Source organism: Saccharothrix stipae, assembly GCF_054781895.1.
The window spans coordinates 1,115,706-1,135,070 of the sequence record NZ_BAAGTN010000008.1 but is presented as its reverse complement, the minus strand read 5'-3'; the positions used below and the strand labels follow the sequence as shown (position 1 = coordinate 1,135,070).

Below are 19,365 nucleotides of genomic sequence, written 5' to 3'. Positions count from 1 at the left end.
TTATGAGTGGGACGAGTCGGCAACCGGGCTGTGGGTGCAAGCATCTCGGCTGACCGTGCACAATGTGAGCGCTCACAAGGGGGGTGCGCGATGCCATTCGTCCTCAACACGGCCGAGCTGCCGGCCGTCGACCGCGTCGAGGCCATCCACACGGCGATGCTGGAGGCGTCCGCTCCCTGTCACGTCATCCACGAGGACCCGGACGGTGACGTCCACGCGCTGATGGGGGTGTGGGACCTCGGCGCCGCCGAGATCTTCACCAACCGCGCCTCCGGCATCCGGCTGTTACGCACGGCCAAGCAGGCCAAGCAGGACGTCGAGCCGGTGGTCGCGCTGTCGGTCCAACAACTCGCCAAGGGCCGGCACGAACAGCTGTCCGTGCGGCAGGTGATCACGCCGGGCGAGTTGATGGCGGTCGACCTCTCCGCCCCGTACGAGTTCTCCTGGTCCGGCAACGGGGCCGCCGGCTGCGTCCAGATCCGGTTCGAGCAGCTCGGCCTGCCCCTCGACGTCATCCGACGTGCCGTGCGCGACCTGCGCGCCAGCCCTCTCTACCGGCTGTTCACCGACCACGTCACCCACCTGAGCCGGGACGCCGACCGCCTCAGCACCGACCCGGGAGCCACCGCCCTCGGCACCGCCACCGTCGAACTGGCCCGTGCACTGCTCATCTCGGCGGCACACCCCGACCGGCACGCCCGCGCGGTCCTGCACCAGACGCTCCTCACCCGGGTGCGCGCCTACGTGCGCGGACGACTGACCGACCCCGACCTCCGCCCGCCCACCATCGCCGCCGCGCACAACGTGTCTCTGCGCTACCTGTACAAGATCTGCGCCGATGCGGTTTCAGCCTCGAACAGTGGATCATCGCCGAACGACTCCAAGGCGCCCGGCAGGACCTGATCCGCCCGGACAACCACAGCCGCACCGTCGCGATGATCGCCCGGCAGTGGGGCTTCACCGACCCGACCCACTTCACCCGACGCTTTCGCGCGGCATACGGCATGACGCCGAGCGAGTGGCGACGCATTGGGGGCGCAACAAGCGCCCAGTGACCACCAGACCCGCGCGGCCGCGCTGGTGATCACTTCACCCGAAGACGACTGCGTGCTTGAACGTGCCCCACCCATGCCCGATCTCCCGCGGCGCAGACAAGGCGGGGTCGGTGTTCGGGTAGTAGAGGAGCTTGCCCTCTGAGTAACGTTTTGGTCATGTGCCGAAGCATCCCGGCGTCGCTGATCTTTCACTGAACGCCAGCTGGTCACAAAAATCCGCAACACAACACCGGCCTGCGCAGCGGGACCCCCTGTTCGACCGACGATGATCGAGTCGGGTCGGCGGGACAGCCGAGTCGTGACGGGTCCGCGCGGTGAAACGTCTCAATTGGCGACACTGGCAGCCCTGGGGACGACCGGTCGGACCCTGTGAATAGATGCACTGAAACCGCAGATGGCGGCCTGCGCTACCGGTAGTGCCCCCGGCGGGAGCACCAAAGGACGGGAACAGGGCTGACCGGCGGTTCCAGGTTGGATGCTGGTCGGCAGGCAGGTCAGACACTGCGGGCGACGCGAGTACGTCGCCGCTGCAGGAACAGTCCGATCGCGCCCAGCGCCGCCAACGCCAGCAGCGGTGCCCAGTCCCCGTCACGGCCGCCGTCGGCGCGGTCGAGGTAGTGGTTCAGGGCGTGGAACACGTTGGTGAACACGAATCCCGTCAGCACCACCGTGATCGGGTCGCGCCACCACAGCGCGACGAGCATCGTGAGGCCGATGGCGATCTGGAACACGCCGGCGTCGTGCAGGAAGTGCTCGTGGTGCGGCCAGCCTGCCCAGTCCGCGAAGTCGGCCGGGGCGAGCCGGCCCCACAGGCCGACGGCGATCATCGCGGTGGCGCCGATCAGGACGGTCACGGTGACTACCCGGTTCTGGGGCATGAGGTTCCTCATCTCTCCGCTGTGGACGGCTGGAGGACGAGGCTCGCCCGCCGTCTGTGACATGGCGGCGGGTTTTCGTCGGGCTGTCACAGGGCGCGGGGCTGCCTCGTCCCTGAGGGCACGACCGACGGAAACAGGAGAACGACATGAAGGTCTTCGTGGCAGGCGCGGCAGGCGCCCTCGGCATCCGGCTCATCCCGCAGCTCGTCGCGGGCGGCCACCGGGTGGTCGCGACCACTCGCAGCGAGGCGAAGTTCGCGACCCTGCGGGCGCTGGGCGCCGAACCGGTCGTGCTCGACGGCCTCGACGCGGCCGCCGTCGGCGAGGCCGTCTCGCGGGCCCAGCCCGACGTGATCGTGCACCAGATGTCGGCCCTGGCCGGTGGCAACAACCTCAGGAAGTTCGACCGGTGGTTCGCGACGACCAACAAGCTGCGCGTCCAGGGCACCCAGCACCTCCTGGCGGCCGCCGACGCGGTGGGCGTGGACCGGTTCGTGGCGCAGAGCTACACCGGGTGGACGAACGCCCGCGAGGGCGGCCTGGTCAAGACCGAGGAGGACCCGGTGGACCCGCGGCCCGCGAAGTACCAGCGGGAGGCGCTCGGCGCGATACGGTTCCTGGAGCAGGTCGTTTCGACGGCGTCGCTGACGGGCATCGTGTTGCGGTACGGCAACTTCTACGGTCCGGGCGCGTCGGAGGACCTGGTGGCGCTGCTCAGGAAGCGCAAGTTGCCGATGATCGGCGACGGCGCGGGCATCTGGTCGTGGATCCACCTCGACGACGCGGCGGCGGCCACCGTCGCGGCCGTCGAGCACGGCGCGGCCGGTGTCTACAACATCGTCGACGACGAGCCGGCTCCGGTATCGGAGTGGCTGCCGTACCTCGCGGAGTGCGTCGGCGCCAAGGCCCCGATGCGCGTGCCTGCCTGGCTCGGCCGGGTCGCGGCGGGGGAGACCACCGTGCGATGGATGACGCAGGCGCGGGGCGCGTCGAATGCCAAGGCGAAGCGGGAGCTCGGGTGGCAGCCGGCGCTGGCGACCTGGCGCACCGGTTTCCGGCACGCGCTGACCGACGCGACCACCACCGGGATCGCCGCGTGAGCGACGTCGAGGCCGTCTTCCACGAGCTGCGCCCGCTGATGTTCTCGATCGCGTACCGGATGCTCGGGAGCGCGGGCGACGCCGAGGACGTCGTGCAGGAGGCGTTCATCCGGTATCTACGCGCCGCCGCGGCGGGCGGCGCTGTGATCGAGTCGCCCAAGGCGTACCTCTCGGCGGTTGTCACCCGGCTCTCGATCGACCGGCTCCGCTCCGCGGTCGTGCGGCGGGAGAGCTACGTCGGCCAGTGGTTGCCGGAGCCGCTGCTCACCGACGGCGGTGACGCCGACCCGGCAACGCGCGCTGAGCTGGCGGACTCGCTGTCGATGGCGTTCCTCCTCGTGCTGGAGCGGCTCAATCCGGTCGAGCGCGCGGCGTTCCTCCTGCACGACGTGTTCGGCTACGGCTACGACGAGATCGCGGTGATCGTGCGGAAGGGCGAGGCGAACTGCCGCCAGCTCGTGTCCAGGGCGCGGCGCCACATCCGGTCGGAGCAACCGAGGTTCGAGGCGACCCGGGAGCAGCGCGACGACCTCGCGACGCGCTTCTTCACGGCGTTCACGGAAGGCGATGTGGACGGACTGGTCGAGTTGCTGGCCGCCGACGCCCGCACCTACGGCGACGGCGGCGGCAAGGCACCGCAGTGGAGCACGCCGATCGTCGGCGCGGAGAAGATCGCCCGCCTGTTCATGGCGATGAGCAAGCAGCTGCGGGCGCACGAACTTTCGCTGGAGCAGCGCGAGGTCAACGGCCAGCCGGGCGCGGTCATCCGCACCAGGGACGGCGAGGTCATCAACGTCTTCAGCCTCGACATCGTCGACGGCCGCGTGCAGGCGATCCGCTCGGTGATCAACCCCGACAAGCTGCGCCACCTCGGCCCGGTCGCCGACGTGCGGGCGCTGGGAAGGCAGCCGACGTCAGGGCCGACCGACGCGAGCGCGTCGTGACAGCGTCGCGCGACAGCGAGCGGGCTCGCGAGGTGCCGTTCGTGACACCCACAGCGCCACCTGCCGGATGACCCTGACCGGTCCCACCATCGCCGCCGGCCGGACCGCCCAGGACACGGCGGTCATTTCGCCCGACGATGCACGGCAACGCCGCCAGCAGCGCAAACAGGAGAATACGGAACAGGACCGTCACCCCGCGGGTGACGGTCCTGTTCCATCCTTCGGTGCCCCCGGTGCGACTCGAACGCACACTGGACGGATTTTGAGTCCGCTGCCTCTGCCGATTGGGCTACGGGGGCCGGCGGGAGCACTCTACTCGATCAGGTTGTCCGGCCGCCTCGCGGGGCGGCCGGGTGGGTTGGTCAGGAGCGGACCAGGCGGACGATTGCGGCGGAGGCTTCGGCGATCTTCTCGTCGGCCACCTCGCCCCCTTCGGCGACGGCCTGTGCCACGCAGTGCTTCAGGTGCTCGTCGAGCAGGCCCAGGGAGACCGCCTGCAACGCCTTCGTGGCCGCCGAGATCTGGGTCAGCACGTCGATGCAGTACTCGTCGTTCTCGACCATCCGCTGAAGACCGCGGACCTGCCCCTCGATGCGGCGCAATCGCTTGAGGTACGCGTCCTTGTCCGCCGTGTAACCGTGCATCGCTCCCGGCCTTCCCTACCCTGGGCGGGTACCGGGCTCCAGGATAGGCCACCCGTCCGGGTGTGACCGGCACCACGGGGTGACGGCGTCCGGGGCCTCGCAATTCGGCTCCGTGCGGTTTGTGTCGCGAAATGACCCGTCCGGGGGCATCAACCACATTTTCACCGCGAAAGGTTAGGCGATATTCCTCTCGTGCACTATGGTGTCGACCTAAGCGTGTGGCGCAGAACTAGTCGAGGGCAGCACGCGCTATGCGAGCACACACGGAGGAACAGTGGCACAGCAGACCGTCGTCCAACTCATCGACGACCTCGACGGCAGCGAAGCCGCCGAGACCGTGACCTTCGCGCTGGACGGTGTGGAGTACTCCATCGACCTCTCCAAGGACAATGCGGACAAGCTCCGCGAGTCCCTGGCCGACTTCGTCGCCAAGGCGCGCCGCGCAGGTGGCCGCAAGCAGCGCAAGGGCACCGGCAAGAGCACGGTAAAGGCTGGTGACAAGGCCCAGGCCCAGGCCATTCGGGACTGGGCTCGCGCGCAGGGCCACCAGATCTCCGACCGCGGCCGCATTCCCCAGGGCCTGGTCGTGCAGTTCCAGGAAGCCCACGCCTCCTGAGTCACGCCGTTTTCCCCTGCGGCGGGCGGTGCCTGCCGCAGGGGAAAACCGCAGGTCAGCGATACCCAGGGCAGCGAACTCAGGGCAAGGACGAGCGCCCCGGGAACTCGACTCCGGCCAGGCTCAGCAGGGCGGTCGCCTTGACCGCGGTCTCCTCGAATTCCTCCGCGGGGTCGGACAGCGCGATGACCGCGCCGCCGACGCCGAAACTCACCTTGTCGCGGTCCACCACGAGCGTCCTGATGACGATGCTGAAGTCAGCCGTTCCGGAGAGTGAGAAGTAACCGAGCGCCCCGGAGTAGACACCCCGGGGCCCGGCTTCCAGCCCGTCGATGATCTGCATTGTCCGGATCTTGGGCGCACCCGTCATGGACCCACCGGGGAACGCGGCCCTAACGACCCGCGCGGCGGAACTACCGGAACGCAGTCGAGCCCGAACGGTGCTGACGAGCTGGTGCACTGTCGCGTAGCTCTCCACCTCGAAGATCCTGGGCACCTCGACGCTGCCCACTTCCGCGCAATGGCCCAGATCATTGCGGACCAGGTCCACGATCATGAGGTTCTCGGCGCGGTCCTTCGCGCTGGTAGCCAAGGCTGTTCGCAAAGCCGCGTCCTCGGCGGCGGTGGCCCCGCGGGGTCGTGTGCCCTTGATTGGCTCGGATTCGACGACACCCTGTCGGTCGACCCGGATGAACCGCTCGGGTGAAGTGCTGAGCACGGAGAGCGCACCGAAACGGAGCAACGCCCCGAACGGCGCCGGGCTTTCCGCACGCAGGAACCGGTAGGCGTCCCACGGATCGACCGACCCGCGCCACGTCACCGTGTTCGTCAAGCACACCTCGTAGCTCTCGCCCGCGGTGATGGCCTCCTGACAAGCCGCGACCAGCTTCAAGTAGTGCGAACGGCTGTGCCGCGGTTGCACGGAGTCGGCGCGGGCCGGGCGCGGGGCCGCCGCCGGCACCGCGGTGAAATCACGCAGGAAATCGGCCGTTCGGCCCAACCAGCCGTCCTCGTCGGTCAACGCCAACAGGTAGACGCACCGGGAAACGTGGTCGAAAACCAGGGCCCGGTCGGCGAACACGAATGCCGCGTCCGGTTGCTCCGAACGGTGCGCGGCCGTTGCGCCGCATTCGGCCTTCAGCTCGTAGCCGAGGTAGCCGACCCAGCCGAGGGCGAACTCGAACGGCACGTCCGGCGGCGCCACCCGCCACGCCGCCAGGTCGGCCTCCAGCCAGTCGAAGAACGGCCCGGGCCGCGTCTCCCCGTCCACGGTCACCGAACCGGTCCACACGTCGTACGTCGCCACCCGCGCCAGCGGCCCGGACGCGTCGCCCATCACGGAGAACCGGCCCCGCTCCCCGGCGAGGCTGCTGTCCAACCAGAACGCGTGTTGAGACGCTCCGTACAACGCCGCGTAGACGTCCTCCGGCGACGGGTGCACGTCCACCCGTCGCACCAGGACCTCGCGAACGCCCTCGAGCGGCGGCGACGGCACGGGCGCCGGAAGGACGGGAGGGGCGGCCGCGGCGTCGGTCAGGTCGCGGAAGTTGGCCAGCAGCTGGTGGCCGTGCGAAGTGCACACCGACTCGGGGTGGAACTGCACGCCCCAGGCGGGCCGGGACCGGTGCCGCACGCCCATCAGCACGTCGTCGGACGCCGCCCAGGCGATCGGCTCCAGCGACGGCGGCAGGTCCGACACGGCCAGCGAGTGGTAGCGCACCACGGGCAGCGGGGACGGCAGGCCGGCGAACACGTCCACCCCCGTGTGCCGCACCTGGTCCACCACGCCGTGTCGGGGCGTGACCAAGCCCACGGTCGCGCCGTGCGCGAGGCACAGTCCCTGGTGCCCCAGGCAGACGCCCAACAGGGGGATGTCGGCGTGCTCGATGACCGCGCGGCACAGGCCGAAGTCGGCGGCGCGCTGCGGCCGGCCGGGGCCGGGCGAGATCACCACGTTGTCGAACCGCCGCAGGTCGGACAGCCGGAACCGCGGGTCGTCGTGGGTGATGACGACCGGCTCGCGCCCGTTCACCTCGGCCAGGTACTGGAAGAGGTTGAAGGTGAACGAGTCGTAGTTGTCGATGAGCAGCGTCCGCATGGCAAACAGCACGGTACCTGCACGAACACCCGGATGGAGTACCCCTGGACGGGCGAGGCGGCACCACGACGCGGCACACACCGAAGAGGCCGGGCGCGCCTGTCGCCCGGCCTCTCCGTCCCTCGGGTGCTCAGTCCAGGTGGAACTTCGCGTCCGCGGCGATCGCCGCGAGCTGCTCCCCGGTCAACGCGGGCCGCGACAGCGCCGGGTGGCCGGAGTCCCGGAACTCGCTGGAGTACCCGACGGTCACCAGCGTGCCGTCCGGGTGCCGGTAGAACGCACCCGCCTCCATCGTGTTGGTGCCCGCGTCCGGGGTGGCCCCGGTGACGACGGCGACCTGCTTGCCGCCGACGTCCACGAGTCGGCACGTGCCGCCCGCGACCGGGTACGGGTACTTCGTCGCCGCCTCGCACCCGGTCAGGTCGCCGAGCCGGGTGTTGCCCTTGGTCTCGACCCTGATGGACAGCTCGCCGACGCCGGCCTCGCCGGTGATCACGACGGGCGTGCGCGCGTCGTAGTCCCAGACCTGCAGGTCACCGACGTACTCGGCGAACTGCGCCTGCCGCCAGGTCATCGGCCCGTAGTCGGCGAAGCCGATCCGGGTCCGGTCCTCGGCCCTGACCCCGGGTGGCAGCGACGACGCCAGGTCGTTGAGCAGCCTGACGCCCTTGTCCGCCCGGGGGCCGCTGGTCGCGGTGCGGTCGCCCTGCCCGTCCGGCCACGGCGTCGAGGTCCCGCTCTCCGGCGGCCCGCCCGAGGGCGGCAGCACGGTCACCGACGGCGGCTCGGACGGCGACCCGGTGGGGGTGGTCGCCGGCGGTCGGGATCCCGACGACTGCCCTCCCGCCACCTGGACGCCGGCGCCGCCGCCGGTCAGGTTCGGCACCATCACCGCGCCGACCGCGATGGCCACCACCGCGAGACCGGCGACCGCACCGCCCCACGTGGCCTGCCTGCGGCGTTGCGCACGACGGCCCCGGTCCAGCGCAGCCTCCGGGCTCATGGGTGGCGGCGGGCTGCTCGCCACCATCACTTCCTCCAACGCGCTCTTCAACTCGCGCTCGTCCATCGCACCTTTTCTCCCTGCTGAGGGGTGATCAGGCCGCGCAGCGTCTGCAGCCCCCGCGCGGCCTGGCTCTTCACCGTTCCTTCCGAACAGCTCAACGCCCTGGCGGTCTCCTCGACCGACAGGTCTTCCCAGTACCGCAGCACGAGCACGGCGCGTTGCCTGGGCGGCACCTTGGCCAGCGCCGCCAGCAGCACCAGCCGGTCCTCCGCCGAGCCGCGCGACACGTCCGCCACGTCGGCGGTCGTCTCGCTCACCCGTTCCTTGCGGAACCACCCCCGGCGCAGGTCGGACACGAACGTCCGGACGAGCGTCTGCCGGGTGTAGGCGTCGAGTGCCTCGTGCCGGTTGATCCGCCGCCACGCCACGTAGAGCTTGGTGAACGTGGCTTGGACCAGGTCCTCGGCACGGTGCCAGTCGCCGCACAGCAGGTACGCCGTGCCGCGCATGGCCTCGGACCGCGCCGCGAAGTACTCCGCGAACGCGGCGTCCCGATCACTCATCTGTCCTCCCCCGTGCTGCGGTACGAGGTAATCACGCCCGCGGACCGTCGGGGGGTTGCATGCGGACTTCGAGATTCGTGGAAACTGGACCCATCACCACCCGGGAGGCCGCACTTGTTGTTCTTCGCGCTGTTCGCCGCAGTGATGGGCGCGGCCCACTACTACATCTGGCGGCGGGTCGTGCTGGCCACGACCCGGCCCGGCCGCGGCCGGCGGACCGGCACCGCGATCGTGGTGTTCCTCTACGTGCTGCTGGTGGCGGCCCTGGGGTTGAGCCGGTTCGGGTCGGGCTTCGCCGTGCTCGTGGCGTGGCCGGGGTTCATCTGGCTGGCGGGCGCGTTCTACTTCGCGCTGATCCTCGGCGTGCTGGAGATCCCCCGGCTGGTGCTGCTGCGCGCGGCACGCCGGCACAAGGCGCCCGCGGCCGTCGGCGCGCCGGACGCGGTGGTGGAGACGCCGGCGAGCACGCCGCGGGAGCGGCCGGTCGACCCCGGTCGGCGGCTGTTCATCGCGCGGTCGCTGGCCATCGCGGGCGGCGTGGCCACGGCGGGTGTGGTGAGCTACGGCACCACGCAGGCTTTGGGCGACCCGGTGCTCAAGCGGGTGCCGGTCACGCTGGGCAAGCTCGACCAGCGGCTGGCCGGCTACCGGATCGCGGTGGTGAGCGACATCCACCTCGGGCCGCTGCTCGGCCGCGGGCACACCGAGCGCATCGTGCGCATGATCAACGCCCAGCAGGTCGACCTGGTGGCGATCGTCGGCGACCTCGTCGACGGCACGGTGGACGAGCTGGGTGAGGCGGCGGCTCCGCTGCGCGACCTCGTGAGCACGCACGGCAGCTTCTTCGTCACCGGCAACCACGAGTACTACTCCGGCGCGGAGCCGTGGCTGGCGGAGTTGGAGCGGCTCGGGGTCAACCCGCTGCGCAACGAGCGGCTGACCGTCGAGCGGGCGGGCGCGTCGTTCGACCTCGCGGGCGTCAACGACGTCACCGGCGAGGCGTTCCAGGACGGCCCGGACTTCGCCCGCGCGCTGGACGGCCGCGACACCTCGACGCCGGTGGTGCTGCTGGCGCACCAGCCGGTGCAGGCGCACGAGGCCGCCAAGCACGGTGTGGACCTGCAACTGTCCGGGCACACGCACGGCGGGCAGATGTTCCCGTTCCACCTCGCGGTGGGCCTCCAGCAGCCGGTGCGCAGCGGTCTGGAGACCGTCGACGGCACGCAGGTCTACACCACCAACGGGGTCGGCTTCTGGGGTCCGCCGGTGCGGGTCGGCGCGCCGCCGGACATCACCGTCGTGGAGTTGCATCACAAGTTCGCCCGCTGATAGCGCATTTTTCGCCCGCACCACCTAGAGTGGACGGCCGTGCCCGAACACGGTCGGACCGTGCCTCATCACGGTTGCGAAGGGGGACCCCTAGCGAGATGACGACGAGCTTTGCCGATGAACGGCTGCGCGAGGCAATGGCTCGTATTCGTCGTTTCCTGGACCACGACCAACCGGACACGCCCTGCCTGGTGATCGACCTGCCGACGGTGCGCGACCGGTTCGCGGCGATCCGCGCGGCGCTGCCGCGGGTGGGGATCTTCTACGCGGTGAAGGCGAACCCGACGCCCGAGGTGGTCGAGCTGCTGGCCGCCGAGGGGTCGAGCTTCGACGTCGCGAGCCCCGCCGAGATCGACCTGTGCCTGGCCCGCGGCGCGGCGCCGGAGGCCGTCTCCTACAGCAACCCGATCAAGAAGGCGCGGGACATCGCCTACGCCCACGGGCGCGGCGTGCGGCTGTTCGTGTCCGACAGCGAACAGGACGTGCGCGCGCTGGCCGAGCACGCGCCCGGCGCGTCCGTGCTGCTGCGGATCTTGGTCGACAGCAAGGGTTCCACCTACCCGTTCGGCAAGAAGTTCGGTTGCTCACCCGAGATGGCGACGGATCTCCTGCGGTTGGCCGCCGAACTCGGCCTCGTTCCGCTGGGCGTGGCGTTCCACGCCGGGTCGCAGCAGCTGGACCCGAGCGGGTGGGACGGCGCGATCGCCGACGCCGCCGAGATCATCGGGAAGCTGCGCGCCGAAGGGCTCTCGCCGACCACGGTGAACCTGGGTGGCGGCCTGCCCGCGGGTTACCTGACGCAGCCGCCGCCGCTGGCCGACTACGCCGCGGCCATCACCGCGTCGATCGCGCGTCACTTCGGCGACTTCGCGCCCGAGGTGATGATCGAGCCCGGACGCGCTATCGTGGCGGAGTCCGGCGTGATCCGCTCCGAAGTGGTGCTGGTGTCGCGCAAGTCCTATTCGGACGAACGCCGCTGGGTCTTCCTCGACATCGGTCGCTACGGCGGCCTCGCGGAGACCGAGGGCGAGGCGATCGCGTACCCGCTGGTCACCAGCCGGGACGGGGTCCCGCTCGCCGGGGTGTCGCCACCCGGGGTGCCGGTGGGGCCCGTCGTGCTGGCCGGTCCCACGTGCGACGCGGACGACGTCCTGTACCAGAACACCTGCTACGAGCTGCCGTTGGACCTGCGCGCGGGCGACCACGTCGACCTGCTCGGTGCCGGCGCCTACACGGCCAGCTACTCGTCGGTGGCGTTCAACGGCTTCCCGCCGTTGGCCACCCACTGCGTGCGATGAGCGCGCCCCCGCCTGTCCGCTGCTGTGCCCCTCCTGAAGATGTTTGGAGTGATTGATGTCCGAACTCCCGTGCGAAACCGAGCCGGTCGGCTTGTTCGCAGGACAGCACGTGCTCGCCGAGCTTGAAGGCGTGAGCCCCGAACTGCTCGACGACGAGCGGTTCCTGCGCCACGCGCTCGGCGAGGCGCTCACCCAGGCTGACGCCACGGTGTTGGAGGTGGTCTCCAAGCAGTTCGAGCCGCAAGGGGTCACCGTGCTGGCCCTGTTGTCGGAGTCGCACGCGTCCATCCACACCTACCCCGAGGTCGGGGCCGTGTTCGTGGACGTGTTCACCTGCGGCACGCGCGCCAAGCCCGCGCTCGCGGTGCAGTTGCTGGCCGAAGCGCTGGGAGCTGTGTCGGCACGGACGGACATGGTCAGGCGGGGGCACCGCGTCCCCGCGCTCGTCGGTGAGGAGAAGGCGTCTTGATCCGCGAACCGCTCGCGGCCGGCATGACTAGGCACTGGGACGTCGAGGAGGTCGTGGTCGACACCAGGACCGAGTTCCAGCACCTGGTGATCGCCCGCACCGCCCAGGGGTTGTCGCTGTTCTGCGACGACGACCGGCAGAGCACCGAGCTCAGCCAGCTGACCTACCACGAGGCGCTGATGGTGCCCGCGCTGCTGCTGGCCGACCGCGTCGACCGGGTGCTGGTCATCGGGTCGTCGGAGGGCGTGGTGTGCCAGATGGCGGTGGCGGCGGGCGCTTCGGTGGTCGACCACATCGACATCGACTCGCAGGCCGTGCGGCTGTGCGCCGAGCACCTGCCCTACGGCTACACGCTCGACGAGCTGGCGTTGGCGGAGAAGGGCGAAGGCCCCGTCCACGTGCGGTACATCGACGGTTACGAGTACATCCGGACGACGTCGGAGCGCTACGACATCGTCCTGGTGGACCTGCCCGACGAGCGCGAGGAGGAGGCGCAGCACAACCGCTTGTACGGCGCCGAGTTCCTGGCCATGTGCAAGGCGCTGCTCACGCCGGGCGGCGTCGTGGTGTCCCAGGCGGGCTGCCAGACGATGTGGCGCAACACCACGCTGGTCCGCATGTGGCAGCGGTTCAACGAGGTGTTCGACACGGTCGCGTACTACGGCTCGGACGAGCACGAGTGGGCGTACCTGTTCGGGCGGGCCGACGAGGTGGCCGACCCGACCGCGTTGATGGTCGAGCGGCTGCCCGGCGCCGGCTACCAGCCGGAGACGATCGACGACCTGGCCCTGGTCGGCAACTCGATCCCGCCCTACCTGGTCCGGCACTCCCTGGCCTGACGGTGGTGTGCGAGCGGGGCCGTCCCCACGGTGGGACGGCCCCGCTCGCGCGTCAGGCCAGGGCGCGGTGCAGGAAGTCGACCTGGAGCAGCAGGAGGTTCTCGGCCACCTGCTCCTGCGGGGTCATGTGGGTGACGCCGGACAGCGGCAGGACGGTGTGCGGCCGTCCCGCCGCCAGCAGCGCCGAGGACAGGCGCAGGGTGTGCGCGGCCACCACGTTGTCGTCCGCCAGGCCGTGCACGATCATCAGCGGGCGCTCCAGCTTCGGCGCGTCGGCGATGAGCGAGTTGGCGTCGTACACCTCCGGCCGCTCGGCCGGGTCGCCGAGGTAGCGCTCGGTGTAGTGGGTGTCGTACAGCCGCCAGTCGGTGACGGGCGCGCCGGCGATGCCCGCGTGGAACACGTCCGGGCGCCGCAGGACGGCCAGCGCGGCCAGGTAGCCGCCGTAGGACCAGCCGCGGATGCCGACCCTGGCCAGGTCGAGGTCCGGCTCGCCCGCCGCGACCGCGTGCAGGGCGTCCACCTGGTCTTCCAGGGTCGCGCCGGCGAAGTCGAACGCGATCTCCCGCTCCCACGCCGGACCGCGACCGGGCGTGCCGCGACCGTCCACCACGAGGACCGCGAAACCCTGGTCGGCCAACCACTGCGACGCCAGGTAGGCGTTGCGCGCCGACACCACGCGCTGCGCGTGCGGACCGCCGTACGGGTCGAGCAGCACCGGCAGCTTCGTGCCCGGTACGTGGCCGCGCGGGAACAGCAGCGCCGCCCTCAGGTCGCGCTCGCCGACGGTCAGCAACCGGACCTCGGGCGTCAGCACGGGGGTTTCGGCGAACGTGCCGATCTCGCCGCCGGTGGAGACGGTGACGCGCGCGCCGAAGTGGTCCATCGAGGAGCGGGACAGCACCAGCACGCCGCCGGCGCGGGTCGCGCCGTGCACACCGTCCTCTGTGGACAGTCGGGTGACGGCCGATCCGGTGACCAGGAAGACGCCCGTCCGGGTCGGGTCGTCCGTGGAGGCGGTGACGAGCACGCCGTCCTCGGCCACGTCGAGCACCGCGCGGACCTGGAAGCCGTCCGGCGTCCACGCCCGGTCGCCGACCACGAGCCGGTTCGCGTCACCGATGGGCAGCACGCGCACCAGCTCGCCGCCGGGGGTCCAGCGCGGCGCGCCCGGCACGATCTCCAGCCAGCGCGGGTCGGTGTCGTCGGCGACCACGTCGGTGGCGCCGGTCGCCACGTCCACCGCGAGCACCCGCACCCGGCGCTGGTCGCGTGACTGGACCTGGAGCAGGGGCTTGCCGTGCGACGTCCACGACACCGCGTTCAGGTACGGGAACGCCTCGCGGTCCCAGGTCACGTCGGTGCGGTCGGTGCCCGTGGCGCGGTCGGCGCCATCGGAGCGGTCGGTGCCAGCGGTGCCGAAGACGGCCACCTCGACCACGGCGTTCGCCGCGCCGGCCGCCGGGTAGGCGATCTCGGTGGCGGGCGTGCCGGGGTTGGCCGGGTCGGCGATGTGCCAGCGCGGCACGGGCGCGTTGTCGACGCGGGCCGCCAGCACGCGTTCGCCGTCCGGGGAGAACCAGTAACCCCGGTAACGGCCCATCTCCTCGGCCGCGATGAACTCCGCCAGGCCCCACGTGACGTCCGGCCCGTCCGGCGAGGCGACCACGCGGTCCTCGCCGGTGTCCAGGTCGACCACGTGCAGCGCGCCGTCGGCCACGTACCCGACCTTGCGGCCGGTGGGGTCCAGGCGCGGGTCGATGGCCGCGCCGGCCACCGGCAGCTCGCGGACGGCCGCGGTGGCGAGCTCGACCACGAACAGCCTGCCGGACAACGCGAACACCGCCTGCCGCGCGGCGCCGTCGGTGGCGTAGCCCACGATGCCGGCGGCCTGCTCGCGGGCGCGCTCGCGGCGTGCCCGTTCCTCCGGCGACAGGTCCTCGGGGTCGGTCAGCAGGGTGGTCGGGTCGACCAGCAGCGCTTCGGTCCGGGTCGCGGTGTCGAACGCCCACAGGCCGTTCGCCCGGCTCGTGGCCGCGGCGGTGCGGAGGAAGTACACCTTGGCGCCGTCCGGGGCCGCGGTGAACGTCCGCGGTGCGCCGAGGGTGAACCGCTGGGTGCGCGCGTGCTGGCGCGGGAAGGAGATCTCGTTGCCCACCCGGACACCCTACGGGCACCCCCTGTACTGGTTCACGGATTCGGCCCGCGGCTGAACCGCACCGGCGGGAGGGCCGTAGTCGTCGGTGGAGCGATTGACGGACCAAGGAGGAGTGAGTGTGATCCGACGAAACCGCATCGCCATCGCCGTCGCGGGCGGCATGGCAGCCGTGCTCGCGCTGGTCATGTGGACATCCAACGCCACCGGCCTGCAGGGCAAGACGGTCGCGCAGACCGAGCAGGTGGGGGCTGCGGCCCAGGGCGACTACGGCGACGTGCAGGAGCCCTTGGCCCCTCCGACCAGCGAGGAAGCGGCGCCCGTCGAGGAGCCCGCCGCCGCACCGGAGGGCCAGGCCGCACCGGCGCCGTCCGGCCCGCAGGTCACGCTGGTGGGCAAGAGCGTGCCCAAGATGGGCGAGGTCGTGCAGGACGGCGACGGCCGGACGCTGTACCGGTTCGACAAGGACACGCCGGACCCGGCGAAGTCCAACTGCGAGGGCCAGTGCGCGGTGACGTGGCCTCCCGTGCTGTCCAACGGCACGCCGCAGCTGCAGGGCGTCGACCCCGCGCTCGTGTCGACGGTGAAGAGGGCCGACGGCACCGAGCAGGTCACCCTGGACGGCTGGCCGCTGTACACCTACGCGAAGGACGAGGCGCCGGGCCAGTGGAAGGGCCAGGGCGTCGGCGGCACCTGGTTCGTGGTGCAGCCCAACGGCAAGCGCAACATCGAGTGCCTCCCACCGGGGGTGACCGCTCCCGCCGCCTAGTCGACCCGGGTGGTCCACTGTGGAACGCCCTGATCCCCCGGCCTGGGGTTGGCCGGGGGATCAGGGCGTTGCGCAGCGGGGCGTCAGCCGACGCCCACGACCGTCACAGCGTGGGGTACAGCGGGTGCTTGGCGGCCAGCACCTCGACCCGCGATCGCAGCTCCGCCAGGTCGGGCGAGGGCTGCAACGCCGCCGCGATGACGTCCGACACCTCGGCGAAGTCCGCCGCGCCGAACCCGCGGGTGGCCAGCGCGGGCGTGCCGATCCGCAGGCCGGAGGTCACCATCGGCGGCCGCGGGTCGTTCGGCACCGCGTTGCGGTTGACCGTGATGCCCACCTCGTGCAACCGGTCCTCGGCCTGCTTGCCGTCCAGTTCGGACGCCACCAGGTCGACCAGCACGAGGTGCACGTCCGTGCCGCCGGTGAGCACCTTCACCCCGGCCGCGGCCGCGTCGGGCCGCGACAGCCGGTCGGCGAGGATCTTCGCGCCCTCGACCGTGCGCCGCTGCCGGTCGGCGAACTCGGGCGACGCGGCGTGCTTGAACGCCACCGCCTTGCCCGCGATCACGTGCTCCAGCGGACCGCCCTGCTGACCGGGGAACACCGCCGAGTTGATCTTCTTCGCGAGTTCGGCGGTGTTGGTCAGGATCACCCCGCCGCGCGGGCCGCCGAGCGTCTTGTGCGTGGTCGTCGTCACGACGTGCGCGTGCGGCACCGGGCTCGGGTGCAGACCCGTCGCCACGAGGCCGGCGAAGTGCGCCATGTCCACCATCAGGTACGCGTCCACCGAGTCGGCGATCCGGCGGAACTCGGCGAAGTCGAGCTGACGCGGGTAGGCCGACCAGCCGGCCACGATCAGCTTCGGCTTGTGCTCCAGCGCCAGCCGCTCGACCTCGGCCATGTCGACCCGGCCGTCGGACTCCGACACGTGGTAGGGCACCACGTTGTAGAGCTTGCCGGAGAAGTTGATCCGCATCCCGTGGGTGAGGTGGCCGCCGTGCGCGAGGTCCAGGCCCAGGATCGTGTCGCCCGGCTGGAGCAGGGCGAACATCGCGCACGCGTTGGCCTGCGCGCCCGAGTGCGGCTGCACGTTCGCGAAACCCGCGCCGAACAGGGCCTTGACCCGCTCGATCGCCAGCCGCTCGATCACGTCGACGTTCTCGCAGCCGCCGTAGTAGCGCCGGCCCGGGTAGCCCTCGGCGTACTTGTTCGTCAGCACCGACCCCTGCGCCTGGAGCACCGACACCGGCGTGAAGTTCTCCGAGGCGATCATCTCCAGCGTGCTCTGCTGCCGGTCGAGCTCGGCGGCGACGGCGTTCGCGACCTCCGGGTCGAACTCCGCGAGGGAGGTGTTGAAGTGCTCGGACATGTGTGTGGGTCTCCCTTACGAGGTGCGCTTGTAGAAGGGCAGTGCGACGACTTCGACCGGCTCGTGCTTGCCCCGGACGTCCACCGACAGCGCCGTGCCGGGCTCGGTGTTGCCGACGGCCACGTACGCCATCGCCACCGAGTACCCCAGGGTCGGCGACAACGCGCCGCTGGTCACCTCGCCGATCGGGTCGCCCGCCGCGTCCAGCACCGGGTAGCCGTGCCGGGGTGCGCGGCGCGAGGTGGTCTTGAGGCCGACGAGCACCTGGTCCACGCCCTGCTCGGACACGGCGGCCAGGGCGTCGCGGCCGACGAAGTCGCCCGGCTTGTCCAGCTTCACCACCCGGCCGAGGTTCGCGTGGAACGGCGTGCGGTCGCGGCCGAGTTCGTTGCCGTACAGCGGCATGCCCGCCTCCAGCCGCAGCGTGTCGCGGCAGCCGAGGCCGGCGGGCCTGAGGTCGTGCGGTGCGCCCGCCTCCAGCAGGGCCTGCCACACGTGCGCGGCGTCGTCCGGCGCGACGAACAGCTCGAAGCCGTCCTCGCCGGTGTAGCCGGTGCGGGCGAGCAGGACCGGCTTGCCCGCCACCTCGGTCGGGTACGACGCGTAGTACTTGACCGCGCCCAGGTCGGTGGGCGTGAGGCCGGCGAGGATGGCGGTGGCCCTCGGCCCCTGCACGGCCAGCAGCGCGTAGTCGGTCGAGGCGTCCTCGACGGTGGTGTCGAAGCCCTTCGCGCGCTCGACCAGCGCCTCGTGCACGACGGCGGCGTTGGAGGCGTTGGCCACGACGAGGTACTCGACCTCGCCCGTGCGGTAGACGATGAGGTCGTCGACGACGCCGCCGTCGGCCTCGCAGATCATCGTGTAGCGGGCGCGGCCGACGCCGATCGCGGACGCGTGGCCGACCAGCGCGTGGTCCAGCGCGGCGCCCGCCTCCGGGCCGGTGAGCCGGATCTCACCCATGTGGGTCAGGTCGAACAGGCCCGCCGACGTGCGCACCGCGTGGTGCTCGGCCAGCTCGCTGTCGTAGCGCAGCGGCATCCGCCAGCCCGCGAAGTCGGTGAACATGGCCCCCAGCGCCTCGTGCTCGGCGTGCAGGGGCGTGCGGCGGCTTTCCATCAGGCGGAGACCTCCCTGGGTGCGGGCGTGCCCGCGCGCCGACCGGTCGGGTCGGCCGCGGGCACGTCCGGGAACTTCACGGTCGAAAGGATGACACGGTCCACCGGAGACTCCTCGTCGAGTGAGCCTCCCCCTCTGCCATGAGCCTGAGAGCTTCGCCACCGGGTGAGGGCGGCTTGCACCGTGGGCGAGGCGCAGCGGGTGCGCCTGCTTTCCAGAGTTGCCTTCGTCGGGCGGTACCTGTGCCTGAGAGATTCCGGGGAGGAGTTGCTCCTTCGGCGCCCTGGTGGGGGACTCTCCCGCGCGACATCGACGGCCGTGTTCAGTTGGTACCGCCAGACGCTAGGGGTGCGCGGCGGACGGGGTCAACCCCGGTCACAGGCTCTTCTCGGCCCGGACGCTCTCGACCACCCTGCGCTCGGCGTAGAACGACACGAACGGGATCGTGCCGGCGAGCAGCACCAGGGCGGTGCCCTTGATCGACCAGCGCGCCTTGAGCGCCAGGTCGACGGTGAGCACCAGGTACACCGCGTACAGGAAGCCGTGGACGGGGCCGACGACCTGCATCATGCCCTCGTTGCCGCCCGCGTACTTGGCGATCATCGCGACCACGAGCAGCAGCAGGCCGACACCGACCACGTAAGCCATGAACCGGAACCTGGTCAACGCGCCGCTCATCGCCCTACCTTCGTTCACCGCTGGTCCCGCGCGTGGAGTTCGGCGAGCATGCGGTTGTAGGCCGCGAGCTCTTCGTCCTCGTCGTCCGGCGCGGGCGCTCTGACGGGCTCAACGGTAACGACCGGCCGCGGCGGCGCGGCCACCGGCTCCGGCACGGCGCCGTCGGCGGCCTCGGCCTTGCGGCGCGCGTCCAGCCTGCGGATGCGCCACACCATGAACGCCGGGAAGAGGCCGAACAGCGGCCACTGGAAGACGTAACCCAGGTTCTGGAACGTGCCGCCGGCCTCGGAGAACCGCTCCCACTGCCAGTAGGCCAGGCCGCAGCACACGACCAGTGACGCCAGGCAGACGGCCGCGATCGCGAGCCGCTTGGGAGTGATGAGGCCTTGCACGCCTCAAGAGTACTTCGTGCATCTCCCGGGGCTGGGGCTCCCCGCGC

General features: G+C 71.2%; 20 protein-coding genes, 1 tRNA gene and 2 riboswitches. Of the genes, 10 read left to right on the top strand and 11 right to left on the bottom strand.

Going from position 1 to position 19,365, the window contains the following annotated elements; translation table 11 throughout:
• Nucleotides 1–90 precede the first annotated feature (90 nt).
• Nucleotides 91–903 (top strand): AraC-like ligand-binding domain-containing protein, encoded by an 813-nt coding sequence (locus ACYVLT_RS22180; protein WP_461122077.1) that lies wholly within the window; start codon nucleotides 91–93, stop codon nucleotides 901–903.
• On the top strand, nucleotides 831–1,055 hold the full coding sequence (locus ACYVLT_RS22175; protein WP_461122268.1) for a helix-turn-helix transcriptional regulator: 225 nt from the start codon (nucleotides 831–833) through the stop codon (nucleotides 1,053–1,055). The genes ACYVLT_RS22180 and ACYVLT_RS22175 overlap by 73 nt, the downstream gene beginning before the upstream one ends.
• Nucleotides 1,056–1,549: 494 nt before the next feature.
• On the opposite strand, the gene ACYVLT_RS22170 is transcribed toward ACYVLT_RS22175, so the two are convergent.
• Entirely contained in the window at nucleotides 1,550–1,909 is a 360-nt protein-coding gene (locus tag ACYVLT_RS22170; protein WP_461122076.1) for a hypothetical protein, read from the bottom strand.
• A gap of 170 nt (nucleotides 1,910–2,079) precedes the next feature.
• Here ACYVLT_RS22170 and ACYVLT_RS22165 point away from each other — a divergent pair, with 170 nt between their 5' ends.
• Together ACYVLT_RS22165 and ACYVLT_RS22160 are read left to right on the top strand one after the other, a co-directional pair.
• A complete protein-coding gene (locus ACYVLT_RS22165; protein WP_461122075.1) occupies nucleotides 2,080–3,033 on the top strand; it encodes an NAD-dependent epimerase/dehydratase family protein in 954 nt (317 codons plus the stop codon).
• Complete coding sequence (locus ACYVLT_RS22160; protein ID WP_461122074.1) at nucleotides 3,030–3,977, top strand: RNA polymerase sigma-70 factor; 948 nt, start codon at nucleotides 3,030–3,032, stop codon at nucleotides 3,975–3,977. The genes ACYVLT_RS22165 and ACYVLT_RS22160 overlap by 4 nt, the downstream gene beginning before the upstream one ends.
• 225 nt (nucleotides 3,978–4,202) lie before the next feature.
• On the opposite strand, the gene ACYVLT_RS22155 is transcribed toward ACYVLT_RS22160, so the two are convergent.
• Nucleotides 4,203–4,276, bottom strand: a tRNA-Leu gene (locus tag ACYVLT_RS22155).
• Between the two features lie 63 nt (nucleotides 4,277–4,339).
• Nucleotides 4,340–4,621: a metal-sensitive transcriptional regulator gene (locus tag ACYVLT_RS22150; RefSeq protein ID WP_461122073.1), complete on the bottom strand. Its 282-nt coding sequence runs from the start codon at nucleotides 4,619–4,621 to the stop codon at nucleotides 4,340–4,342.
• A gap of 274 nt (nucleotides 4,622–4,895) precedes the next feature.
• On the opposite strand from ACYVLT_RS22150, the gene ACYVLT_RS22145 reads away from it, so the two are divergent.
• Entirely contained in the window at nucleotides 4,896–5,237 is a 342-nt protein-coding gene (locus ACYVLT_RS22145; protein WP_015104119.1) for a histone-like nucleoid-structuring protein Lsr2, read from the top strand.
• 79 nt (nucleotides 5,238–5,316) lie between these two features.
• Here ACYVLT_RS22145 and pabB read toward each other — a convergent pair whose 3' ends face one another.
• From pabB to ACYVLT_RS22130, 3 genes are all read right to left on the bottom strand, one after another.
• Nucleotides 5,317–7,335, bottom strand: a complete 2,019-nt coding sequence (gene pabB, locus ACYVLT_RS22140; protein ID WP_461122072.1) for an aminodeoxychorismate synthase component I — start codon at nucleotides 7,333–7,335, stop codon at nucleotides 5,317–5,319.
• Between the two features lie 130 nt (nucleotides 7,336–7,465).
• A complete protein-coding gene (locus tag ACYVLT_RS22135; RefSeq protein ID WP_461122071.1) occupies nucleotides 7,466–8,404 on the bottom strand; it encodes a hypothetical protein in 939 nt (312 codons plus the stop codon).
• Nucleotides 8,386–8,904 carry a SigE family RNA polymerase sigma factor gene (locus ACYVLT_RS22130; RefSeq protein ID WP_461122070.1) on the bottom strand — a complete coding sequence of 173 codons (519 nt, stop codon included), beginning with the start codon at nucleotides 8,902–8,904 and terminating at the stop codon, nucleotides 8,386–8,388. The genes ACYVLT_RS22135 and ACYVLT_RS22130 overlap by 19 nt, the downstream gene beginning before the upstream one ends.
• A 114-nt stretch (nucleotides 8,905–9,018) precedes the next feature.
• Here ACYVLT_RS22130 and ACYVLT_RS22125 point away from each other — a divergent pair, with 114 nt between their 5' ends.
• The 4 genes from ACYVLT_RS22125 (at nucleotide 9,019) to ACYVLT_RS22110 (ending at nucleotide 12,839) form a co-directional block, all read left to right on the top strand.
• Nucleotides 9,019–10,233 (top strand): metallophosphoesterase, encoded by a 1,215-nt coding sequence (locus tag ACYVLT_RS22125; RefSeq protein ID WP_461122069.1) that lies wholly within the window; start codon nucleotides 9,019–9,021, stop codon nucleotides 10,231–10,233.
• Nucleotides 10,234–10,331: 98 nt separating this feature from the next.
• A complete protein-coding gene (locus tag ACYVLT_RS22120) occupies nucleotides 10,332–11,531 on the top strand; it encodes a type III PLP-dependent enzyme (protein ID WP_461122068.1) in 1,200 nt (399 codons plus the stop codon).
• A 55-nt stretch (nucleotides 11,532–11,586) separates the two neighbouring features.
• Nucleotides 11,587–12,000 carry an adenosylmethionine decarboxylase gene (speD, locus tag ACYVLT_RS22115; RefSeq protein WP_461122067.1) on the top strand — a complete coding sequence of 138 codons (414 nt, stop codon included), beginning with the start codon at nucleotides 11,587–11,589 and terminating at the stop codon, nucleotides 11,998–12,000.
• Nucleotides 11,997–12,839 (top strand): spermidine synthase, encoded by an 843-nt coding sequence (locus tag ACYVLT_RS22110; protein ID WP_461122066.1) that lies wholly within the window; start codon nucleotides 11,997–11,999, stop codon nucleotides 12,837–12,839. The genes speD and ACYVLT_RS22110 overlap by 4 nt, the downstream gene beginning before the upstream one ends.
• A gap of 52 nt (nucleotides 12,840–12,891) precedes the next feature.
• Here ACYVLT_RS22110 and ACYVLT_RS22105 read toward each other — a convergent pair whose 3' ends face one another.
• Nucleotides 12,892–14,997 carry a S9 family peptidase gene (locus tag ACYVLT_RS22105; protein WP_461122065.1) on the bottom strand — a complete coding sequence of 702 codons (2,106 nt, stop codon included), beginning with the start codon at nucleotides 14,995–14,997 and terminating at the stop codon, nucleotides 12,892–12,894.
• A 118-nt stretch (nucleotides 14,998–15,115) separates the two neighbouring features.
• Here ACYVLT_RS22105 and ACYVLT_RS22100 point away from each other — a divergent pair, with 118 nt between their 5' ends.
• Nucleotides 15,116–15,763: a hypothetical protein gene (locus tag ACYVLT_RS22100; protein WP_461122064.1), complete on the top strand. Its 648-nt coding sequence runs from the start codon at nucleotides 15,116–15,118 to the stop codon at nucleotides 15,761–15,763.
• Between the two features lie 103 nt (nucleotides 15,764–15,866).
• On the opposite strand, the gene glyA is transcribed toward ACYVLT_RS22100, so the two are convergent.
• The 4 genes from glyA to ACYVLT_RS22080 all read right to left on the bottom strand — a co-directional run bounded on the left by glyA (nucleotide 15,867) and on the right by ACYVLT_RS22080 (nucleotide 19,318).
• Nucleotides 15,867–17,132, bottom strand: a complete 1,266-nt coding sequence (glyA, locus tag ACYVLT_RS22095) for a serine hydroxymethyltransferase (RefSeq protein ID WP_461122063.1) — start codon at nucleotides 17,130–17,132, stop codon at nucleotides 15,867–15,869.
• Between the two features lie 15 nt (nucleotides 17,133–17,147).
• Nucleotides 17,148–18,248, bottom strand: a complete 1,101-nt coding sequence (gene gcvT, locus ACYVLT_RS22090) for a glycine cleavage system aminomethyltransferase GcvT (protein ID WP_461122062.1) — start codon at nucleotides 18,246–18,248, stop codon at nucleotides 17,148–17,150.
• Between the two features lie 128 nt (nucleotides 18,249–18,376).
• Nucleotides 18,377–18,471, bottom strand: a riboswitch (glycine riboswitch).
• A gap of 1 nt (nucleotide 18,472) precedes the next feature.
• Nucleotides 18,473–18,560: riboswitch (glycine riboswitch) on the bottom strand.
• A 63-nt stretch (nucleotides 18,561–18,623) separates the two neighbouring features.
• Nucleotides 18,624–18,926: a DUF3817 domain-containing protein gene (locus ACYVLT_RS22085; RefSeq protein WP_360464980.1), complete on the bottom strand. Its 303-nt coding sequence runs from the start codon at nucleotides 18,924–18,926 to the stop codon at nucleotides 18,624–18,626.
• A 14-nt stretch (nucleotides 18,927–18,940) separates the two neighbouring features.
• The gene (locus tag ACYVLT_RS22080) at nucleotides 18,941–19,318 is read right to left on the bottom strand and encodes a hypothetical protein (RefSeq protein WP_461122061.1); all 378 of its coding nucleotides are present in this window, start codon (nucleotides 19,316–19,318) and stop codon (nucleotides 18,941–18,943) included.
• Nucleotides 19,319–19,365 lie beyond the last annotated feature (47 nt).

Coding starts and splice junctions, on each gene's coding strand:
- ACYVLT_RS22180 (WP_461122077.1), top strand. CDS start 91: ATGCCATTCGTCCTCAACACGGCCGAGCTGCCGGCCGTCGACCGCGTC.
- ACYVLT_RS22165 (WP_461122075.1), top strand. CDS start 2,080: ATGAAGGTCTTCGTGGCAGGCGCGGCAGGCGCCCTCGGCATCCGGCTC.
- ACYVLT_RS22120 (WP_461122068.1), top strand. CDS start 10,332: ATGACGACGAGCTTTGCCGATGAACGGCTGCGCGAGGCAATGGCTCGT.
- pabB (WP_461122072.1), bottom strand. CDS start 7,335: ATGCGGACGCTGCTCATCGACAACTACGACTCGTTCACCTTCAACCTC.
- gcvT (WP_461122062.1), bottom strand. CDS start 18,248: ATGGAAAGCCGCCGCACGCCCCTGCACGCCGAGCACGAGGCGCTGGGG.
- ACYVLT_RS22135 (WP_461122071.1), bottom strand. CDS start 8,404: ATGGACGAGCGCGAGTTGAAGAGCGCGTTGGAGGAAGTGATGGTGGCG.
- ACYVLT_RS22085 (WP_360464980.1), bottom strand. CDS start 18,926: ATGAGCGGCGCGTTGACCAGGTTCCGGTTCATGGCTTACGTGGTCGGT.
- glyA (WP_461122063.1), bottom strand. CDS start 17,132: ATGTCCGAGCACTTCAACACCTCCCTCGCGGAGTTCGACCCGGAGGTC.
- ACYVLT_RS22130 (WP_461122070.1), bottom strand. CDS start 8,904: ATGAGTGATCGGGACGCCGCGTTCGCGGAGTACTTCGCGGCGCGGTCC.
- speD (WP_461122067.1), top strand. CDS start 11,587: ATGTCCGAACTCCCGTGCGAAACCGAGCCGGTCGGCTTGTTCGCAGGA.
- ACYVLT_RS22150 (WP_461122073.1), bottom strand. CDS start 4,621: ATGCACGGTTACACGGCGGACAAGGACGCGTACCTCAAGCGATTGCGC.